Origin of the sequence: Roseobacter denitrificans OCh 114 (genome assembly GCF_000014045.1) — a bacterium.
In the GTDB taxonomy this organism is placed as follows: domain Bacteria; phylum Pseudomonadota; class Alphaproteobacteria; order Rhodobacterales; family Rhodobacteraceae; genus Roseobacter; species Roseobacter denitrificans.
Genome location: NC_008209.1, coordinates 1,661,496 through 1,680,343, shown reverse-complemented (window position 1 = coordinate 1,680,343; position 18,848 = coordinate 1,661,496). Strand labels below are relative to the sequence as shown.

21 protein-coding genes are annotated in these 18,848 nt (G+C 58.9%); 10 read left to right on the top strand and 11 right to left on the bottom strand.

From position 1 onward, the window contains the following. The first annotated feature begins 55 nt into the window (after window positions 1-55). Complete coding sequence (locus tag RD1_RS08080; protein ID WP_011567992.1) at window positions 56-1,159, top strand: pyridoxal phosphate-dependent aminotransferase; 1,104 nt, start codon at window positions 56-58, stop codon at window positions 1,157-1,159. A gap of 54 nt (window positions 1,160-1,213) precedes the next feature. After that, window positions 1,214-1,432, top strand: coding sequence for a hypothetical protein (locus RD1_RS08075; RefSeq protein ID WP_011567991.1), 219 nt, complete (start codon window positions 1,214-1,216; stop codon window positions 1,430-1,432). Here RD1_RS08075 and RD1_RS08070 read toward each other — a convergent pair. After that, window positions 1,405-2,637: a pyridoxal-phosphate-dependent aminotransferase family protein gene (locus tag RD1_RS08070; protein WP_011567990.1), complete on the bottom strand. Its 1,233-nt coding sequence runs from the start codon at window positions 2,635-2,637 to the stop codon at window positions 1,405-1,407. The genes RD1_RS08075 and RD1_RS08070 overlap by 28 nt on opposite strands. Window positions 2,638-2,778: 141 nt before the next feature. On the opposite strand from RD1_RS08070, the gene RD1_RS08065 reads away from it, so the two are divergent. Further along, window positions 2,779-4,632, top strand: a complete 1,854-nt coding sequence (locus RD1_RS08065) for an ABC transporter ATP-binding protein (RefSeq protein ID WP_011567989.1) — start codon at window positions 2,779-2,781, stop codon at window positions 4,630-4,632. Here the strand turns inward: RD1_RS08065 and RD1_RS08060 are convergent. Next, window positions 4,629-5,303 carry a TIGR04283 family arsenosugar biosynthesis glycosyltransferase gene (locus RD1_RS08060; RefSeq protein ID WP_011567988.1) on the bottom strand — a complete coding sequence of 225 codons (675 nt, stop codon included), beginning with the start codon at window positions 5,301-5,303 and terminating at the stop codon, window positions 4,629-4,631. The genes RD1_RS08065 and RD1_RS08060 overlap by 4 nt on opposite strands. Window positions 5,304-5,370: 67 nt before the next feature. Between RD1_RS08060 and RD1_RS08055 the strand changes: the two genes are divergently transcribed. Next, entirely contained in the window at window positions 5,371-6,108 is a 738-nt protein-coding gene (locus tag RD1_RS08055) for a YgfZ/GcvT domain-containing protein (protein ID WP_011567987.1), read from the top strand. Window positions 6,109-6,146: 38 nt separating this feature from the next. On the opposite strand, the gene efp is transcribed toward RD1_RS08055, so the two are convergent. Then, window positions 6,147-6,710 carry an elongation factor P gene (efp, locus tag RD1_RS08050; RefSeq protein ID WP_011567986.1) on the bottom strand — a complete coding sequence of 188 codons (564 nt, stop codon included), beginning with the start codon at window positions 6,708-6,710 and terminating at the stop codon, window positions 6,147-6,149. 219 nt (window positions 6,711-6,929) lie between these two features. Here efp and RD1_RS08045 point away from each other — a divergent pair, with 219 nt between their 5' ends. Continuing rightward, complete coding sequence (locus RD1_RS08045; RefSeq protein WP_011567985.1) at window positions 6,930-7,250, top strand: DUF6280 family protein; 321 nt, start codon at window positions 6,930-6,932, stop codon at window positions 7,248-7,250. Window positions 7,251-7,299: 49 nt separating this feature from the next. Here the strand turns inward: RD1_RS08045 and RD1_RS08040 are convergent, their stop codons facing one another. The 4 genes from RD1_RS08040 to RD1_RS08025 all read right to left on the bottom strand — a co-directional run bounded on the left by RD1_RS08040 (window position 7,300) and on the right by RD1_RS08025 (window position 10,900). Next, a complete protein-coding gene (locus tag RD1_RS08040; protein WP_044033015.1) occupies window positions 7,300-7,878 on the bottom strand; it encodes a hypothetical protein in 579 nt (192 codons plus the stop codon). Window positions 7,879-7,948: 70 nt separating this feature from the next. Next, entirely contained in the window at window positions 7,949-8,692 is a 744-nt protein-coding gene (locus tag RD1_RS08035) for a hypothetical protein (protein ID WP_011567983.1), read from the bottom strand. Window positions 8,693-8,764: 72 nt separating this feature from the next. After that, window positions 8,765-10,204, bottom strand: a complete 1,440-nt coding sequence (locus tag RD1_RS08030; RefSeq protein WP_044033014.1) for a TolC family outer membrane protein — start codon at window positions 10,202-10,204, stop codon at window positions 8,765-8,767. 42 nt (window positions 10,205-10,246) lie between these two features. Beyond that, a complete protein-coding gene (locus RD1_RS08025) occupies window positions 10,247-10,900 on the bottom strand; it encodes a protein-L-isoaspartate O-methyltransferase family protein (RefSeq protein ID WP_011567981.1) in 654 nt (217 codons plus the stop codon). A gap of 470 nt (window positions 10,901-11,370) precedes the next feature. Here RD1_RS08025 and RD1_RS08015 point away from each other — a divergent pair, with 470 nt between their 5' ends. Genes RD1_RS08015 through RD1_RS07995 form a run of 5 tightly spaced genes read left to right on the top strand, consistent with a single transcriptional unit; the run spans window position 11,371 to window position 15,024 of the window. Then, window positions 11,371-12,027, top strand: coding sequence for a zinc uptake protein ZrgA (locus RD1_RS08015; RefSeq protein ID WP_011567980.1), 657 nt, complete (start codon window positions 11,371-11,373; stop codon window positions 12,025-12,027). A gap of 13 nt (window positions 12,028-12,040) precedes the next feature. Then, a complete protein-coding gene (locus RD1_RS08010; RefSeq protein WP_011567979.1) occupies window positions 12,041-12,742 on the top strand; it encodes an ABC transporter ATP-binding protein in 702 nt (233 codons plus the stop codon). After that, a complete protein-coding gene (locus RD1_RS08005; RefSeq protein ID WP_011567978.1) occupies window positions 12,739-13,989 on the top strand; it encodes an ABC transporter permease in 1,251 nt (416 codons plus the stop codon). Before RD1_RS08010 ends, RD1_RS08005 begins: the two co-directional genes overlap by 4 nt. Before the next feature lie 25 nt (window positions 13,990-14,014). Continuing rightward, a complete protein-coding gene (locus RD1_RS08000; RefSeq protein WP_044033012.1) occupies window positions 14,015-14,530 on the top strand; it encodes a DUF3299 domain-containing protein in 516 nt (171 codons plus the stop codon). Beyond that, window positions 14,527-15,024, top strand: coding sequence for a DUF3299 domain-containing protein (locus RD1_RS07995; RefSeq protein WP_105880337.1), 498 nt, complete (start codon window positions 14,527-14,529; stop codon window positions 15,022-15,024). The genes RD1_RS08000 and RD1_RS07995 overlap by 4 nt, the downstream gene beginning before the upstream one ends. Before the next feature lie 21 nt (window positions 15,025-15,045). Here the strand turns inward: RD1_RS07995 and RD1_RS07990 are convergent, their stop codons facing one another. Genes RD1_RS07990 through RD1_RS07975 form a run of 4 tightly spaced genes read right to left on the bottom strand, consistent with a single transcriptional unit; the run spans window position 15,046 to window position 18,842 of the window. Then, window positions 15,046-16,044 (bottom strand): ABC transporter ATP-binding protein, encoded by a 999-nt coding sequence (locus RD1_RS07990; protein WP_011567974.1) that lies wholly within the window; start codon window positions 16,042-16,044, stop codon window positions 15,046-15,048. Next, window positions 16,041-17,069 carry a Gfo/Idh/MocA family protein gene (locus RD1_RS07985; protein WP_011567973.1) on the bottom strand — a complete coding sequence of 343 codons (1,029 nt, stop codon included), beginning with the start codon at window positions 17,067-17,069 and terminating at the stop codon, window positions 16,041-16,043. The genes RD1_RS07990 and RD1_RS07985 overlap by 4 nt, the downstream gene beginning before the upstream one ends. Beyond that, window positions 17,066-17,905 carry a carbohydrate ABC transporter permease gene (locus RD1_RS07980; RefSeq protein WP_011567972.1) on the bottom strand — a complete coding sequence of 280 codons (840 nt, stop codon included), beginning with the start codon at window positions 17,903-17,905 and terminating at the stop codon, window positions 17,066-17,068. Before RD1_RS07980 ends, RD1_RS07985 begins: the two co-directional genes overlap by 4 nt. A gap of 13 nt (window positions 17,906-17,918) precedes the next feature. Continuing rightward, window positions 17,919-18,842, bottom strand: coding sequence for a carbohydrate ABC transporter permease (locus tag RD1_RS07975; RefSeq protein ID WP_011567971.1), 924 nt, complete (start codon window positions 18,840-18,842; stop codon window positions 17,919-17,921). Between the last annotated feature and the right edge of the window lie 6 nt (window positions 18,843-18,848).

Below are 18,848 nucleotides of genomic sequence, written 5' to 3'. Positions count from 1 at the left end.
AACGTCACTGCAAAGCGGGCTTGCTCAAGACGCATACCTTGATTTATCACGCCGCATGATTCGTTTTCGCCTGACCAAAATCGCCGAAACCCTGCCAGCCACTGTTCCCTTTGTCGGCCCCGAAACGCAGGAACGCGCGCGCGGCATGCGCTTTGATGCGCGGCTTGGAGCCAATGAAAGCGTCTTTGGTCCCTCCCCGAGTGCGGTGCGCGCGATGGCGGAAACCCCGCAGTGGATGTATGGCGATCCGGAAAACCATGACCTGCGCAACGCTCTTGCACAGCATCTCGGCACCCCGCCCGATACGATCATGATCGGTGAAGGGATCGACGGGCTGCTTGGCAATCTGGTGCGGCTTTTTGTGGGCCCGGGCGATGCGGTTGTGACCTCGGACGGAGCCTATCCGACGTTCAACTATCATGTCGCGGGTTTTGGCGGGATTGTGCATAAAGTCCCGTATAATAAGGACTTTGAAGATCTCGCGGCCCTGTTCGAAACGGCCGGTGAGGTGGATGCAAAACTGGTCTACATGTCCAACCCTGACAACCCCATGGGCACGGTCCACAGCGGCTCCGACATCGCCGCAGCCCTCGATGCGCTGCCCTCCGGCACGCTGCTCGTGCTGGATGAGGCCTATCTCGAATGCGCCCCGGAAAGCAGCGCGGTGCCGGTCGCCTATGACGATCCGCGCGTGATCCGGCTGCGCACCTTCTCCAAAGCGTATGGGCTTGCAGGGGCACGCGTCGGGTATGCGATAGGACATGCGGATGTCATATCGGCCTTCAACAAGGTCAGAAACCACTTCGGGATGAACCGCTCCGCACAGGAAGGCGCACTGGCGGCACTGTCCGATCAGACATGGCTGCGCTCGGTGGTGGCACGTATCACCTCGTCCCGGCTGCGGATCGCCAAGATCGCCACATCCTGCGGATTGAAGCCAATCAAATCCGCAACAAACTTCGTTGCCATTGATTGCTGCCGCGACAGCGCCTTTGCCAGCCGCGTGTTGGAAGAGATGCTGGCGCAGGGCATCTTTGTGCGCATGCCCATGGTCGCCCCCCTCAATCGTTGCGTCAGGGTCAGCTGCGGCACACCCGCGGACCTTGACCTTCTGGCCGAAGTTCTGCCAGAGGCCCTGCGGCGCGCAGAAAAAGGCTGACGTCCACGCGTGCCGCTCTATACTCTTTGAAAAGAGCGGTCAGCGAGGTGTGATATGGAAGGTCACAAGCTTGGGCGGGCTCCGAATTTCACAGGTGCCTGTATCGTCATGTTCGGCGTCAATCTGGCGTGGATCCTATTGTTCCTCTTTGCGGTCTACGGCCTTGTTGCAGCGGTCTTTCTGGGTCTGGTCGTCAACCATTGGGTGTCGTGGCTGGAACATCGCAAACAACTGGAAGATCAGCGCTACTCCGACGCCCCCGCCGACAACTGACCGGTGGCAATCACGGTGGATGCAGCCTCAAGCGCGCCCGGCCCGTGCGGAATGTCCAGCGCTTTCAAACCCGCATCCACGCCGCCGAGCATCCCCATGATCATGTGGCCGTTGATGTGACCCATGTGACCCAACCGGAAAAACCCATGCCATGCCGGATCGCCCCGTGTCGCCATGCCAAGTCCGATGCCAAGGGTCAAGCCAAGCTGGTTTTCAGTCCAGTCGCGCAGCGCGGTGGCCTGCGGGCTTTCAAGTTTCAGTGACGTAACAGCCCGGCTGCGCGCATCCGGTTCGGCCACATTGAAGGCCAGACTGCCACCTGCGCCCCATGCGCTGCAAGCCGCCCAGATCGCATGTGCGAGCACTTCGTGACGCCGCCACACAGCTTCGATTCCTTCGGCGTGGATCATGTCCAAGGCAGCCCGCAGACCGTAGACATGATGCGTGGGCGCTGTCCCGTTCCAGTATTGATAAAACAGGTCAGGTGCGGCGCGCGGGGTCCAATCCCAATAGCGGCTGACCCTCGGCATTTGCCGTCGAACCTCGCCAGCCTTGTCGTTGAAAAAGACGAAAGCCATGCCCGGTGGCACCATCAGCCCCTTTTGACAGGCAGTGACCATCACATCCACGCCCCAGTCGTCCATCTCGAACACGTCGCAGCCCAGTGACGCAATGCAATCCACCATCAACAACGCGGGATGCCCGGCCTCATCCATCACCGCGCGCAGGGCTGCAATATCATTGCGCACCGAGCTTGATGTGTCCACATGCACCGCCAGAACCGCCTTGATGGCATGTGATCTATCCGCCTTGAGCGCCTCGCCGATCCGCGCCATATCCATGGCCGACGCCTTGCCAAAATCGAGCGTTTCAACCTCTGCCCCAAGCCCCGCGGCCATATCCCCCCAATCATGGCCAAAACTGCCCGTGGCAGGGACCAGCACCCGATCCCCCGCGCCAATGACATTGGCCAGTGCTGCCTCCCATGCCGCATGCCCGTTGCCGATGTAAATCGCAACATGATGGCGGGTGCGCGCAACGCGGCGCAGGTCGGCGACAAGGCCCGGCATCATGTCAGGCAAGGCACCGGCATAGATGTTCGGCGCTGCGCGGTGCATGGCCTGCAATACCGCATCAGGAATTACGGAAGGCCCCGGAATCGCGAGATACTCCCGCCCGGCAGACAGGTTGCTTTTTTGGGTCATCAAGACTGCCCTTTTTGTTTCTCGGCAACACTAGCGTTCTGAAACCACGCGTCAATTGCCAGCGTGCTTGCAGCTTGGCGACGCGCAGCATAGACCAGAGTTTACGTAAAACGTCACCCAATGCGGAAACAAAGGCATTTCATGAGCAGCAAAAGCGTTTCCTCAGGCATTTTGTTCAAATGGCTCTGGCGAGGATATTTGCGCAAGCACGCAAGGCTGATCGCAGTGGCGCTGGTCTTCATGTTCATCGAGGGATCAATGCTGGGCGCGCTCGCCTATATGATGCAGCCCATGTTCGACAATGTCTTTGTGCAGGGCGATGGCCGGATGCTCTATGTCATCGCCGCTGTGGTGATTGGCATCTTTCTGGTGCGGGCGGTCTCGGGTGTCGTGCAGAAAATACTGTTGTCACGGGTCGCAATGCTGACCGCATCTGAAGTGCGGCAGGATCTTCTGGCCAGAATGATGAAGCAGGGGGGCGAGTTTCACCAGACGCATCCGCCCGGTTATCTGATCCAGCGGGTGCAGGGCGATGTAGGCGCCGTGAACAAGATCTGGCGCACCCTTCTGACAGGTGCGGGGCGGGATTTTATCGGCCTCTTCGTCCTGCTTGCCGTCGCGATCAATGTTGATGTGACATGGGCCTTGCTCGCCTGTTTCGGGGTGCCAATCATCGTGCTGCCAGCCATTGTCGCGCAACGTTTCGTGCGCCGGCGCGCGCGCGAGGCCCGCGATCTTGGTGCTCATCTGGCCACCCGTCTGGATGAGGTGTTCCATGGCATCGTGCAGATCAAGCTGAACAGTGCAGAAGACTACGAACGCAGACGCTACCGCGAGACAACCAAGAAGTTCATCAAGACGAATATGCGTACCATCAAAGGGTCGGCGTCTCTGCCCGCCATGGTCGATGTGATGTCGGGTTTTGGTTTCATGGCGGTGATCCTCTACGGAGGCAGCGAGATCATTTCGGGCGAAAAAACCATTGGCCAGTTCATGAGTTTTTTCACGGCCATGGGTTTTGCATTTGACCCGATGCGGCGGCTGGCCAGCATCAGTGGCCAGATTCAGGTCGCCTCGGCGTCGCTTGAGCGATTGAAAGAGCTCATGGAAATGCCTGTGAAACTCGTCTCCCCCGAGAACCCGAAGCCGGCTCCAACAGGCACACCTGATATCGCGCTGGAAAACGTGTCCTTGAGGTACGGCGAAACCGAAGTTCTCGACAACCTTTCCCTGACCGCCGCCGCCGGCCAGACCACAGCACTTGTGGGGGCTTCCGGAGCGGGCAAATCCACGGTCTTCAACCTCTTGACCCGGTTGATCGACCCCACGGAAGGCGTGGTGCGTGTCGGCGGTGTCGCTACCAACGAGATGTCACTTCCCGATCTGCGCGGCTTGTATTCCGTGGTCACGCAGGAGGCGTTGCTCTTTGACGAGACCATCCGGGAAAATGTTGTGATGGGGCGCAAGAACGTCAGTGACGAGGCGCTGCACGCAGCCCTTGACGCAGCCCACGTCAGAGATTTCCTCAAGCAGATGCCCAAAGGTGTCGACACACCTGTGGGGCCACGTGGCTCTGCCCTCTCGGGTGGGCAACGACAACGGGTCGTGATCGCCCGCGCGCTGTTGCGCGACACCCCCATCCTGCTGCTGGACGAGGCCACCTCCGCCCTTGATGCGCAATCTGAATCCGTGGTGCAACAAGCACTGGACAAGCTCGCATCCGGCCGAACGACACTTGTGATCGCGCATCGTTTGTCCACGGTGCGCGATGCCGACAAGATCATCGTGATGGACCGTGGCCGCGTCGTGGATGAAGGCACACATGACGAACTGCTTGCCCGCGGCGGCACCTACGCCGACCTCTATCGCCTCCAGTTTCAGGATGGCAAGCTCGTTGCAGACACACGTTCCATCAGCCCGGAACAGAGACAGAAAACCGCGACGGATGCACCCGCGAACCTTCTGCAGCGGATTGGCGGATTCTTCACAAACTAGCCACGGTAGCTCTGGGCCAGTTGCTGGGGCGGCGTGCCCGCAAAATACCGGATCAGCGTCCAAAGGTTGCGCCCGCCCCGGCGTATCCAGCCTTGTTTCTTGTAGCGCGACGCACTGGTGGTTGCGGTAACGTTCAATCCAACCATATGGCCTTTGAGAGCGCGCGCAATCGCGACGTCTTCCATCAGCGGCTGATTGGGATAACCCCCGACACGCGTGTATAACGCAGCAGGCACAAGCAACCCCTGATCCCCATAGGGCAGCCCCAGGTGGCTGCGCAGGTTGGCCCAGGCCGCCACAATGCGCCCTGCCCTGCCACCGTCCTCAAAGGCGAGCCTGAACCACGCAGCCTGCGCGCTGCCAAGATGCTGCACGACCGGACCAACCCAAGCCTCATTCAGCCGGGTGTCTGCATGAAGCACCAGCAACCATTCGCCCTGCGCCACACGACATCCACGTGCCAGCTGCCCGCCGCGCGACGCATCACCCTCAACAACGTCGGCCCCCCATGCTTTGGCAACTTCGACGGTTGCATCGGTTGAGCCGCCGTCCGTCACGATCAGCTCACGGATCAACCCCGCCTCCACGCCCGGCATGAGCGCCCCAAGACAGGCGCCAAGACAGTTTTCGGCATTCAGTGTCGGAATAATCACCGAAATCGGTGCGCGCATTCAGCTACCTCTTCAAACTTGCGGCTGCATTGCTATATGCCTGTCATACGTTAACAAAGAGGCCCCCATGACCAAACGTCGCATCCTCAGACTGACCGGAACAGATGTCTCCGAGTTTCTTCAGGGCCTGATCACGAACGACATCAAAGGCGTGGAAACAGGGCTGGTCTATGCCGCCATGTTGACGCCGCAAGGCAAGTTTCTGGCCGACTTCTTTATTTGCAGATCGGGCGACGCCATGCTGATCGACGTTGCCGAAAGTCATGGCGATATGCTGATGCAACGGTTGAACATGTATAAGTTACGCGCCGATGTCACCATTGAGGCGACAGATCTGCATTTGCACCGTGGCCTCGGCGATCCGCCTGAAGGAGCGATGGCAGACCCGCGTCATCCCGCCCTTGGCTGGCGTCGCTATGCTGACGCGCCACAGACAGATGACAGCACCGACTGGACCGCCCTGCGGGTGGAACATCAGATCCCGGAAGCCGGAATTGAACTGACGCCGGACACCTTCATCCTTGAGGTCGGATTTGAACGCATCGCGGGCGTTGATTTTCGCAAGGGCTGTTATGTCGGGCAGGAAGTCACCGCCCGCATGAAGCACAAGACCGAATTGCGCAAAGGCCTTGCGCAGGTTTCGATCGCGGGTCCGGCGGAGCCGGGTGCGGAAATCACTGCGAATGGAAAACCAGCCGGCGTGCTGCACAGCCGTGCGGGCGACAGGGCACTGGCCTACCTGCGCTATGACCGTGCAACGGGGCCAATGCAGGCGGGCGCGGCGGAAGTGCACCGCATCGCCTGACCCCGCGATGTGAGGCCCGGCGCGCGATGCCAGGACGCTCACGCGCGTTCGGAGTATTCCATGGTCTCGGTGTTGACCACGATATTCTCATCCTGCCCGACGAAGGGGGGGACCATGACCTTCACGCCGTTCTCCAACAGGGCCGGCTTGAAGGATTTTGCGGCAGTCTGGCCTTTGACCACGGCCTCGGTTTCCACGATTTTGCAGACCACCTTCTGGGGCAAGGTCGCGTTCAGCGCCTCTTCTTCGTAGAATTCCACCACGATGGTCATGCCATCCTGCAAAAACGGGCGACGTTCGCCCAAAAGCTCCGCAGGCAGTTGCACCTGCTCATATGTCTCGGTGTCCATCACGACCAACATACCCGCATCTTCATAAAGAAACTGCTGGTCTTTTTGTTCGAGACGCACGCGTTCCACCTTGTCCGCAGACCGGAACCGCTCGTTCAATTTGGACCCGTTGCGCAGGTTGCGCATCTCGACCTGGGCAAAAGCCCCGCCCTTCCCCGGCTTGACATGATCGACCTTTACCGCGGCCCAAAGACCATCATTGTGTTCAAGCACGTTTCCGGGCCGGATTTCGTTTCCGTTGATTTTAGGCATGTGTCTAAACCGATACAAAAGGTTGATGAATTATTACCCGCTCCTATATATGGGAGGCTGTTGGGTGACAACCCGACGATATGTCGTGGTCAACGCCCTAAGTCATGCAAAATTCACATAGAAGGTATGCAAAAACGGGGTACCCGAATCACTCCGGTTCCTGCATAAGGGACTTCACGCCGAAAAGACAAGAGCAAGAATAATGGAAAGGACGACGAGATGAAAGATTTCGTTGACGGCACAGCCTTCAATAACGAGCAAGGCAATCGTGCGCGTAAACTTTTTGCAGCTGTGGTACTTGCTGCACTCGATGATGCAATTGCTGATGACAAGAAATACGGCAATGGCCCTGAACAGATTGCGCGGTGGGCGCGCTCGCGTGATGGACGCGAAGTGTTGAGCTGCGCTGGTATTGACCCCAACGAACGTGTGGTCGAAGGCCTGATGGATTTCGTCGGCAAAGGCGTCAGAACATCCGTTGCACTTTCACGCGAAGAATCCGAGCGTCGCAATGCTGCTCAGCAGGCGGAAGCAGCGTAGGCAAGCCGGTATCCCAGACAAAAACGCGTCCGCTTCCGGGCGCGTTTTTCTATTGGGCCATAAAGATAAACAGCCACTGGCGCACGATCCAGAATTCCGCCATCAACAGGATCGCAACCAAAACCGTCACTGCAAGCCCAAGGCGCTGTTGCCACAGGATCACCGCAGCGGCGACGGCAAGACCAGCTTCCATCGGAGCAAGCCAAACTGCGCCATGCGCGCGGTCCCAATAACTCAGCGGGCTTTCAAACACCCAACGCGTAATCGGCCAGAAATGTGGTCGCCCGTCGTCGTGATGCAACGGAAAATCGAGGCAAAGGTGCAAAAACGCGGCGCCGCTCAAAGCCACCGCCCATGGCGCGCGCCTCCGGATGGCGAGCGCCAGCAACAGCCCCCAAAGGATGAATGAGTTATCAATGGCGAAAATGGTCTGCCATAGGGTCGAAAAATAGAGCTCATCGAAAACGATCTGCGGCGGGATGCCGAGAACGAACAGCGATATGCCCGCCATCACGTAAAGTGACAAATCTGGCAAAAGCCCGCCAACAAGCGCTGCCAGCACCACCCTGCGGGATTTGTGCCGCCCCCAGACGGCTGCGCCGATCAACAGATGCGCCGGCGTATTCACGTGTAGCAGACTTTCCTGGCCATCCCGTGGGGATTGCGCAGACAGATCACCGCATCACGCCCGGCGCATTTCAGGAAAATGACTTTGCCGTCAGCGCCCGGTGGATCTCACGTCGCACCAGTTTGCGCACGTTGCGGGTGATCCTGTCGCCCAACTCGCCCTGAAGCTCTGACTTCACGATATCTGCAACCATGCTGCGCAGTGCTTTCTCATCCAGAACCTGCCCCGACACCGCCGTCTGCACCGCATCCGTGAGCGCCTTGCCAGTGGCAGGCCCGCGCACGAGATGTTGCAACGCCGTTGCGGTGTCATCAGCATCATCCTCGGGCCACGCCATCGAAAGCGGCTGTTTCCCGGCGTAAGGGTCGTTGCTGGACCCATCCGGTTCCCACTGATCCACCGTTTTGGCGATGGCGGTTTCCAACTCGGTTATCTTTGTTTTCAAATCGCTGACGTCTGTCGGTCGCGACGCTGCAGGCTGTTTGATGGGGGACGTCAAAACCAGCACATCTGCTTTTGAACCGTCCTGTTTCACAGGTTCCGGCGCGGGCGTCCGGACCGGTTCGACATGGGGTGTAGACACGCTCTGCTTCGTCGTCGGCGGCGTGTCATTTGCGTCAGGTCCCTCGGCCGCCGGGACGGCATATTGCGACGACAAACGCAGAACGCCCGCGTTGCCAACCCGCAGTTTCGGCGTCAGTATCAAGCGTTCGTTTGACCCTGCATGGGGGGTCTTGCGCGCCCTGCTGCCCATCAGGCGCAGCGTCGCCCGCACGTCATCACTCACCTCTGTATTCGCAACACGCTCTGACATATCTTACCACTCCACACAGGCGTGCAGTCTACCGCGCGCAGCCGCGCGGCACAATGGTTTGACAAAAAAGCCTTAATTTCGCTGCAGCGAACGCAATACCCGATCAAGCTGGCGGCCCTGCTCCGACTGTGTGGTCGGTGCATCTTTGGCGAGATTGTAGTAGGCCGTCGGATCATACTGCTGCACACCGAGGTTCAGGTTCTGGGCCGTCAGCCTGCCCGTCGCATCGAGCACCCCGTAGGCCGCGATGTAAAGGTTTGCCTCATCAGATATGCGTGCTGTCTCAGCGTCCAGCAATTCCTGCTCGGCATCCAGAACATCAAGAGTTGTCCGCGCGCCAAGCGTTGCCTCTTCGCGCACGCCCCGGAACGCGATCCGCGCGGCGCGAATACGCTCTTCACTCGCCGCAAGGCTGGCACGACGCGCGGCCAATGCGGCATAGGCGTTGCCCACGTCCTGTGAAATCGTTTTGCGCACCTCATGCAGGTTGCCCAGTTCAGCATCACGCGATGCGATCGCGCGACGGATTGAAGAGCTGAGCGCGCCGCCGCGATAGATCGGTTGTGAAAGCTCGATCCCGATCGTACCCGAGTTGCGGTAGTCACGCGATTCCAGATCATCGGTCACGCCCAAACTGCCGACGGCCGAAATCGTCGGCTGCAACGCGGATCGCGCGCGTTGAACATTGATTTCAGAGGCTGCCACACGGTGCTGAGCCTCCCGCAGATCGGGATGTATCCTGACCGCAAGGGCGCGCGCAGCCTCCACGTCGCTTTCAATCTGCGGCAATTGCGGCGGCGGCACGATCTGACCGGGCTGGCGGCCAATCACATTCTGATATTCCTCAATCGCCTGTTGCAAATCACCCTGCGCGGTTGCCAAACCACTGCGCGCCTGCGCGAGGCTGGCCTCGGCCTGTGCAACGTCGGTGCGCGTCACCTCGCCAACCTCAAAGCGATCCTGTGCCGCACGCAATTCCTCGGAGAGAAGCCGCAGGTTGTTCTGGCGCAATTGCACCGCGTCGCGGTTCGCATAGACACTCAGGTAGGCCACGACAGCGCGCAACAGCACTTGTTGCTCGACACTGATCAGGCGCTGGCGCGTGGCCAATACGGTTTCCTTTGCCGCCTCGACGTCCAGCGATGCCGCCCCGCCGTCATATAGCAAAAGACTTGCAACCAGCCCCACGTCGGCCTGCGTACTGTCCAGCCCGGAGACAATGCCACCCGCGTTGGTCGTGGACCGGGCCGTTCCAAAGTTACGGGTGACATTGGCCGTGAAATTCAGAATTGGCCTCAGTGCCGCGACGGCACCTGCCACGTCTTCGTCCGCAGCACGCAACAGCGCCCGGTTCTGATCAAGCAAGCCGCTGTTTTGATAGGCCGATGCCAAAGCATCCGCCAGAGTTTCGGCCTGCGCTGCCGGTCCTGCCAATGCAAAAACAACGCCAAGTGAGAATGCCGCTTTGCGCATAACTTGCGCAGCGCTTCTGGTTTTTCTTCTTACTGCCATTTATTATGCCTCTCCGAGAGCCTGTTTACTGTCCCACACCGCCTAAAACTGAAATGCCGCAGCCTTTTCAAAGCCGGGCAGAACGGGCGCACCTGCATTAAACGCCATCCGCCAGCTTATTTTCCCATTTTGCTTGCGCCCAATGCGCACCTCGCCCAGAGCGCCCACCATGAAGATACAGGCAACACGCCCGCCCTCATTGAGTTGATCGGCCAATGTCTGGGGGAATTCAACCACGCCGCCCTGCACCAGCATCACATCATAGGGACCGTGCTGTGCAGCCCCTTCGGCCAGTGGCGCAACATGCAAGATCACGTTGTCGACACCCGCAGCACTCAGGGCTTCCTGTGCCTCTGACGCCAGCGCTTCGTCTTCCTCGACCGCGACAACCGCCTCGGCCATGCGCGCGATGACCGCTGCCGAATACCCCAGTGCCGACCCCACATCCAGAACCAGTTCATCCACAGATACATCAAGCGCATCCAGCATCTTGGCCAGCGTTCTGGGTTCAAGGATCACCCGGTGACCGCCGATTGGGAGGTTTTCGCCCAGATAGGCCGCCTCGCGTTGTGCAGCAGGTACAAATTCCTCGCGCGGGATGGTCAGCATCGCATCTATGATTGGGAACTTTGTCACATCGGACGGGCGCACCTGCGTGTCCACCATCATCGTGCGTCGTGATAAAAAGTCGGCCATTTGGCTAAACTCTTTCGTTTAGAAGTTTCTTTTCAACATGTCGCACATCTCAGTTTGCTCGGCAACGCTTCACAACGGGATTTTATGTGGCTGTGACACTTGAGTCACCCGTCGCAAAACACTTGGGCAAACCGCGCCAAATCAGTCCGCAAACCCAAGCCGGTTCTGCACCCGTTGAAACCTGATGAGACATGATAAGGATGATCACGCACCTTCTGCGCGGTCTTTTTCACTACGCTTTGATCTGGCGCCACAACAAACCGGGCAACGCTGCGACCGGGCGTGCGCGACTTATTGCAAAAGGCGTCGGTCCTTGGGTGTTCGTCACTGTACAACACCCCGGGCTGCTGTTATGGTATAAAGTAACAAAAACCAGCCGCTCTGCGCAGGTGATTTGCATCAGACAGACAGATGCTCTGCATGATCACGACGCGCCGGCATGGACCGTAGCAAACCGATAGAATAGACATATGAAAATTCTGCCTCTGATCGCAATTTCCACCCTTATTTCGTCGCCCGCACTGGCCGAAGAGGTCCGTCAGCTGGACGCACACGAACACGGGGTTGGCCATTTGGACATTGCTTTTGAGGGGCAACAGATTGCGATGCAGTTGCATGCACCGGGTGCCGATATCGTAGGCTTTGAATATGAAGCCAAAACCGCTGAGGACCGCACCAGCATTGACTCCGCCGTTGCAAAACTTGCGCAGCCGCTGACGCTGTTTGTTCTGCCCGAAGCCGCCCAATGCAGCGTCGTTCAGGCCAGCGCGGCACTCGAAAGCGAAGAGGAGCACCATGATCACGGGGCACATGACGATCACGCCGCGGATCACGGACACGAGGATCACGACGATCACGCGGCCGATCACGGGCACAAGGATCATGACAAACATGGCGAAGATCACGCGCATGACCATGATGCGCATGCCGCAAGTCACAGCGAGTTTCACGCCGAATACCTTTTGACTTGCGCGGACCCGGCCGCGGCATCTGAAATCACATTTGCATATTTTGACGCTTTCCCCAACGCGCGGGAACTGGAAATCCAAATGATCTCGGAAAGCGGGGCCACGGCCTTTGAAGTTTCGCGCGACAGCCCCATTTTGGACTTACGCGGCATGTTTTGAATATAGGAACCCGATGGCCAGTCCGACGCCGATCCTGAACCTGCACAAGGTACGCTACCAATGGCCGGGACGGGAAGCGTTCGGGTTGATGGTGCCGGAACTTTACCTCAACGCAGGAGAAACGACGCTCTTGCTGGGGGCAAGCGGGTCGGGGAAATCCACGCTGCTTTCGCTGATCTGCGGCACGGTCAACGCGCAATCGGGCACCGTCAGCGTGGCGGGAACGGATATCTCCGCACTCTCCGAAGGCCAGCGGGACCGTTTCCGCGCAGAACACATTGGCTTGATCTTTCAACAGTTCAACCTGCTGCCCTATGCCAGTGTTCGGGACAACATCCTGCTGCCCTTGCAATTTGCACCGCGACGTCGGGCGCGCGTGACATCGCCTTATGATGAGGCAAGGAGGTTATGCCTCGAATTGGACTTGCCTCAGGATGTCCTGCTGAAACGCGCCGGAACGCTGAGCGTCGGGCAGCAACAACGCATCGCGGCGGCGCGCGCCCTGATCGGCGCACCGCCCTTGATCCTCGCGGACGAGCCGACATCTGCATTGGACGCCGCCACACAGGCCACGTTTCTGCGCCTTTTGTTTGCGCAGTCCAAAGCAAACAATACCGCGATCCTGATGGTCAGCCACGATGCACGGCTGGCCTCGCAATTCGATCACGTGGTGGAAATGTCCGATATCGCCTCAACGCTGGCAGAGCCTGTATGATATTTCGTCTTGCCTTTTGCTCCATGGCCGCGCGCGCCCTGACCGTCACGATGACGGTGATTGCCATCGCTTTATCCGTGGCGTTGTTTCTGGGTGTGGAAAAGGTACGCACCGGAGCCAAGGCGAGTTTTGCGGATACGATTTCCGGCACCGACCTGATCGTGGGTGCGCGGTCGGGATCGGTGCAACTGCTGCTCTACTCCGTGTTTCGCATCGGCAATGCGACCAATAACCTGACCTGGGAAAGCTACAGCGACATCGCCGCGCGTCCCGAAGTCGACTGGATCGTGCCGATCTCTCTGGGCGACAGCCATCGCCAGTTTCGCGTGATGGGCACCACCACCGAATTCTTTGAGCGTTACAAATACCGCTCAGGCCGGTCGCTGACCCTTGGCGACGGGGCGATCATGTCCGACCTGTTTGACGCGGTCATCGGGGCGGATGTGGCAGCGACCCTGAACTACAACGTTGGCGATCCGATCGTGGTGGCGCATGGTCTGGCCTCTTTCACCAACCACGATGACCAGCCTTTTCGCATCTCGGGTATTCTGGAGAAGACCGGAACACCCGTGGATCGCACCGTAATCGTGAGCCTGCGTGCGATCGAGGCAATCCACGTGGACTGGGCCAGCGGGGCCAGAATTCAGGGACAATCCACGCCTGTTGAGGTGATCCGACAGATGGACCTGCAACCACAGGCCGTCACCGCAGCGTTGATCGGAGTCAACAGTCGTCTTCAGGTGTTCAGCCTGCAACGGGCGATCAACGAATACCCGCAGGAACCTCTGCTGGCCATTTTGCCCGGCGTCGCCCTGCAAGAACTGTGGCAGATTGTCGGCATCGCCGAAACCGCCCTGATTGCCGTTTCCAGCATGGTCATCATCACGGCTTTGATCGGCATGATGGCGACGATTTTCTCCAGCCTCAACGAACGCCGCCGCGAAATGGCGATATTCCGCGCGATGGGCGCGCGCCCCCGGATCGTGCTGGGCATGCTGGTGCTCGAAGCGACCCTTATGGCGGCACTCGGGGCTGCCCTGGGCCTCTTGTTGCTTTATGCGGGGCTTGTTGTGGCGCAGCCGATGGTCGATCGCGCCTTTGGCCTCTGGCTGCCCATCGAAGCACCGACCCTGCGCGAACTTTGGGTTTTGCTGGGCGTGGTCGCTGCTGGCGCAATTGTGAGCCTGATCCCCGCACTCAGGGCTTACAGAATGTCACTCGCAGATGGTATGATGGTCCGGATCTGAGGCCGACTGAAAAAAGGTATCGCATATGAACTTGTCCCGCCGCAGCCTTATCACCACCGCAACCGCCAGCGTTTTCTGGCCGCACACGGCTTTTGCGCGCACCGCACGCCAGATTACGTGGGACGATTTGATCCCTCCCGGCGTCCCCTATTCAGAGATCATCGGCCCCGGTCAGGTGGATGAGGTAAACGACACATGGCTTCCGGTGTTCGACGAAAACGCGGTCAAGCTCAACGACGCACTCGACGGGGCCTATATCAGGATGCCGGGCTATATCCTGCCGTGGGACATGACATCGGAAGGGGTAACCAGCTTTATCCTCGTGCCCTATGTGGGGGCCTGCATCCACGTGCCGCCCCCGCCTGCCAATCAACTGGTGTTCGTGACGACCGACAAACCATGGGCCAGCACCGACCTCTGGGAAGCGGTCTGGGTCACAGGCGAAATACGTCACGAGATGCAGAGCACGGAAGTCGCCGAAATCGGGTACTATATGACTGCCGACTTAATGGAGGTTTTTGAATGGGACGAAAACGGGTGAAACGCAGAAGCCTGCTCGCCGGGATCGGTGCATGCGCTCTGTTGCCCCGCCTTGGTTTGGCCAAGGAGTACATTGATCTGAATTGGTCAGACCTCGTGCCAGAGGGCGAAACAATCATGCCGCCTATGCTGCAGGGCCTGATTGATCACGACGACTCCAACCTGATGAGCCAGCAACCGCCCTCAAGCGGGCTGCGCACGGATTGGAATGGTCAGATCGTGCGGCTGCCGGGGTTCATCGTCCCGATTGATTACACCGGCGCGGGTGTGACGGCCTTTATTCTGGTTCCGTTTGTTGGCGCCTGCGTGCATGTGCCGCCCCCGCCTGCAAACCAGCTTGTCTTTGTCACCACCGCCGAACCCTATGAAAACACAGGGCTGTTTGAAGCGGTAAACGTGGTTGGCATGTTTGGTACCGCCTCCATGACGACGCAGCTGGCGGAAATAGGATACGCCCTGTCGGCAGAGAACATCGAACCCTTCAGGGCCAATTGATCGACAAGCCACGCGCAGGCTTTAGAAAATACGTTCCTGCGCCTCGTTGAAATGAAACACCTGTTGCGGCGCGAAGGTCAGATGCACCACATCCCCCACCTCGCTCGGATCCTGACCGAAAACCCGCACCGTCAGAGTTTCATCTTGCGGTGTCCTGACCAGCAGGTTCGTATCCCCACCCAGCCGTTCGACATGCGTGACCCTGCCCGAAATCGGCCCCGCATCGGACAGGCGCAGATGCTCGGGGCGGATACCCATGGTCTGCCCGGGCGGTAAATCCGGCACCGAACGCACAAGGAAGTTCATCGACGGGGACCCCAGAAAGCTGGCCACAAAACGGTTGGCCGGATTGTTGTAAAGCTCCATCGGGGTGCCGATCTGTTCGATCCGCCCGTCGCGCAAAACGACGATCTTGTCCGCCAGCGTCATCGCTTCGATCTGATCGTGGGTCACATAGATCATCGAGGCGGACAGCGTGCGGTGCAGTTCTGCGATCTCGACGCGGGTGTTCATCCGCAGGGCGGCATCCAGATTGGACAGCGGCTCGTCAAAGAGGAACAGTTTCGGATCCCGCACGATGGCCCGCCCGATCGCCACCCGTTGCCGTTGCCCGCCGCTCAATTCGGCCGGTTTACGCGTGGCATAGTCATCAAGGTCAAGCATCTTGATGGCTTTGGATACCCGTTCCTGCACAACCGATTTCGGCTGGCCCTCTTGTTTCAGGCCAAGGCCCATGTTGTCCTTTACCGACAGATGCGGATAGAGCGCATAGGACTGGAAAACCATGGCAATGCCGCGTTTGGCCGGCGGGACCGCATTGACCACATCGCCCCCGATGGCAATCGTCCCGCAGGATGCATCCTCAAGCCCTGCAATCACGCGCAGCAAGGTGGATTTGCCACATCCCGACGGGCCGACAAAGACAACAAACTCGCCCTCCTCCACAGTCAGGTTGATGTCTTTGAGAACATGCACGGGGCCAAAGGATTTGTTGACACCCTCAAGTTTCAATGCGGTCATGCGCCGGGCCTCAGGTTGATTGTTTGTCCGGTGCGAATGCTTTCATCCGCCGCAAGGCAGATGCGCAGCGATTGCACCGCGTCCTTCATATGACGGCTCAGATCCACGTCGCGCCGGATGGCATCCACAATCCAGCCTTGTTCGGCATCGCAGAGTTGCTGGTGTCCGGGTTCATCGGGCAGGTCGATCCGGCGGTCCCCCCCGGGTCGGTGCACGAGCAGCCCGCCGACTTTGGTATGGCCATCAATGTCATCGGATGCCCCCTTGTTGCCATCGGTGATCGACACCGCACCGTTGGGGCTGATCACGTCTTTTACAAAGAACGCGGTCTCTGACATCATCGGCCCCCACCCGGCTTCGTACCAACCTACGGAGCCATCCTCAAACACGACCTGAAGCTGGCCGTAGTTATACATATCCGGCGCGATTTCATCACTGAGGCGCAGGCCCATCCCATGCACCCGCACCGGCTGCGCATCGGTGATCTGACACATCACATCAACGTAATGCACACCGCAATCCACCAAGGGAGACGTCGTTTCCATCAACGCCTTATGCGTCTCCCAGGTTGGGCCGTCTGACTGCTGATTGAGGTTCAGGCGGAACACATATGGCCCGCCAAGGCCACGCGCCTCCTCGATCAGGCGCGTCCAGCTTGGGTGATGGCGCAGGATATAGCCGACGCCAAGTTTGCGCTTGAGGCGACGTGCCGTGTCCACCACGCGCGCGGCATCCTGCGCCGTCATGGCGAGCGGTTTTTCCACAAAGACATGCGCCCCCGCCTGCATCGCTGCGATGGCATAATCCGCATGGGTGTCGGTATAGGTTGCGATCACCACAAGCGCCGGGCGCGTGGCGCTCAGCGCCGCATAAAAATCATCATCGAGCGGGTAGCCCCGCAGCGCGTCGGGCAAATCCACCGCCGAACGATTAACAAGGGCGACAATCTCTGTCTCTGGGTGGTGGTGATGGGCCAGCGCATGGCTTTTGCCCATGTTGCCCAATCCCGCGATAAGCACTTTCATTTGACCGCTCCTGATGTAATGCCCCGGATCAACTGGCGCGAAAAGATCACATAAAGCACCATCACCGGCAGGATCGCCATCGACAGCGCCGAAAGCACCGCGTTCCAGTCCGTGACGAACTGCCCGATAAAGACCTGACTGCCGAGCGTCAGCGTTTTTACCTCTTCTGCGGGGGCAAGGATCAGCGGGAACCACAGATCGTTCCAGATCGGGATCATGTTAAAGACCGCAACAGTCGCCATTGCGGGCCGCACCAGCGGCAAAACCAACCGCCAGAAGATCTGGTATTCGGACAACCCGTCCATCCGCCCTGCGTTTTTCAGATCATCCGACACCCCGCGCATGAATTCACTGAGGATGAAAACCGCCAACGGCAACCCCTGCGCGGTATAGACAAGGATCAGCGCCACCAGCGTGTTGACCAGCCCCGTGGACACCATCATTTCAAGGATCGCCACCGTACCAATCCGTATGGGGATCATGATCCCAAGGGCCAGATAAAGCCCCATCAGCGTATTGCCTTTGAACCGGTATTCAGCAAGCGCAAAGGCCGCCATCGCGCCAAAAAGCAGGATCAGCGTCAGGGACACAACCGTCACAATCATCGAGTTCTGAAAGTAGAGCACGAAATCCCCCTGCCTGAACACGGTCTGATACCCGATCAGGGAAAAGGTCTCTTCATTCGGCAGGCCAAGCGGGTCCCGAAAGATGGCACGCCGTGTCTTGAAGCTGTTGATCAGGATGACGAACACCGGGAAAAGCGCGATCACCGTATAGGTCATCAGCACAGCATGAGCGGCAATCGTTGTCCCGGAGATGCGGCGCGCGGTGGTCATGGTCTCGCCCCCCTCAGAACTGGTAATTGCGCAGGCGGCGCTGAATGCCGAAGAGGTAAGTGCACACGCCGATCAGGATGATGCCGAACATGGCCGAGGCAATCGCGGAGCCCATATGCGGATCGCCCAGTTGCAACTGAAAGCCAAAGAAGGTGCGATACATGAACGTCCCCAGAATATCCGTCGAGAAATCCGGCCCCGCAAGCGCACCCTGTGCCGCATAAATCAGATCAAAGGCGTTGAAATTCGCCACGAAAGTCAGAACCGAAATGATCCCGATAGAAGGCAGGATCAGCGGCAGTTTGATCTTCCAGAACGCGGACATGCCCGTGATCCCGTCGCATTCGCCCGCCTCCAGAATTTCATCAGGAATGGACAGCAGGGCCGCATAGATCAGCATCATGGGAATGCCTACGTATTGCCAGACCGACACAAGGCTCAGCGTGGTCAGGGCGTACTCTTCCTTGCCAAGCCACGGCTGGTAGAGGAACTTCAAACCAATTGCATCCAGCATACCCGGCGCAATGCCCCAGATCGGGGAGAGGATCAGCTTCCACGCGAAACCAACGATGACAAAAGACAGGATCGTGGGGATGAAGATCGCGGATCGGTAAAACGCCGAAAACCGCAGACGCGGGGATGACAATAGCGCCGCGAGTGCAATGCCAATCGGGTTCTGCACCAGCATGTGGATCAGAAAGAACCACGCATTATTGCCCAAGGCATTCCAGAATTGTTCAGACCAGATCGCATCCCCGAACAGCGTTTGAAAGTTCTGCAGGCCCACCCATATCCGCTGCTGATCGACCTCAGCATAAAGCGCAAGTCGCAGGGTGTTGAAGAGCGGATAGATCATGACCGCGGTATAAACCAGCACGGCAGGTGCCAGAAAAACAGCGATATGCCATCTGGTTTTCGGTTTTGAGGGCGCAGGCATGCGGCG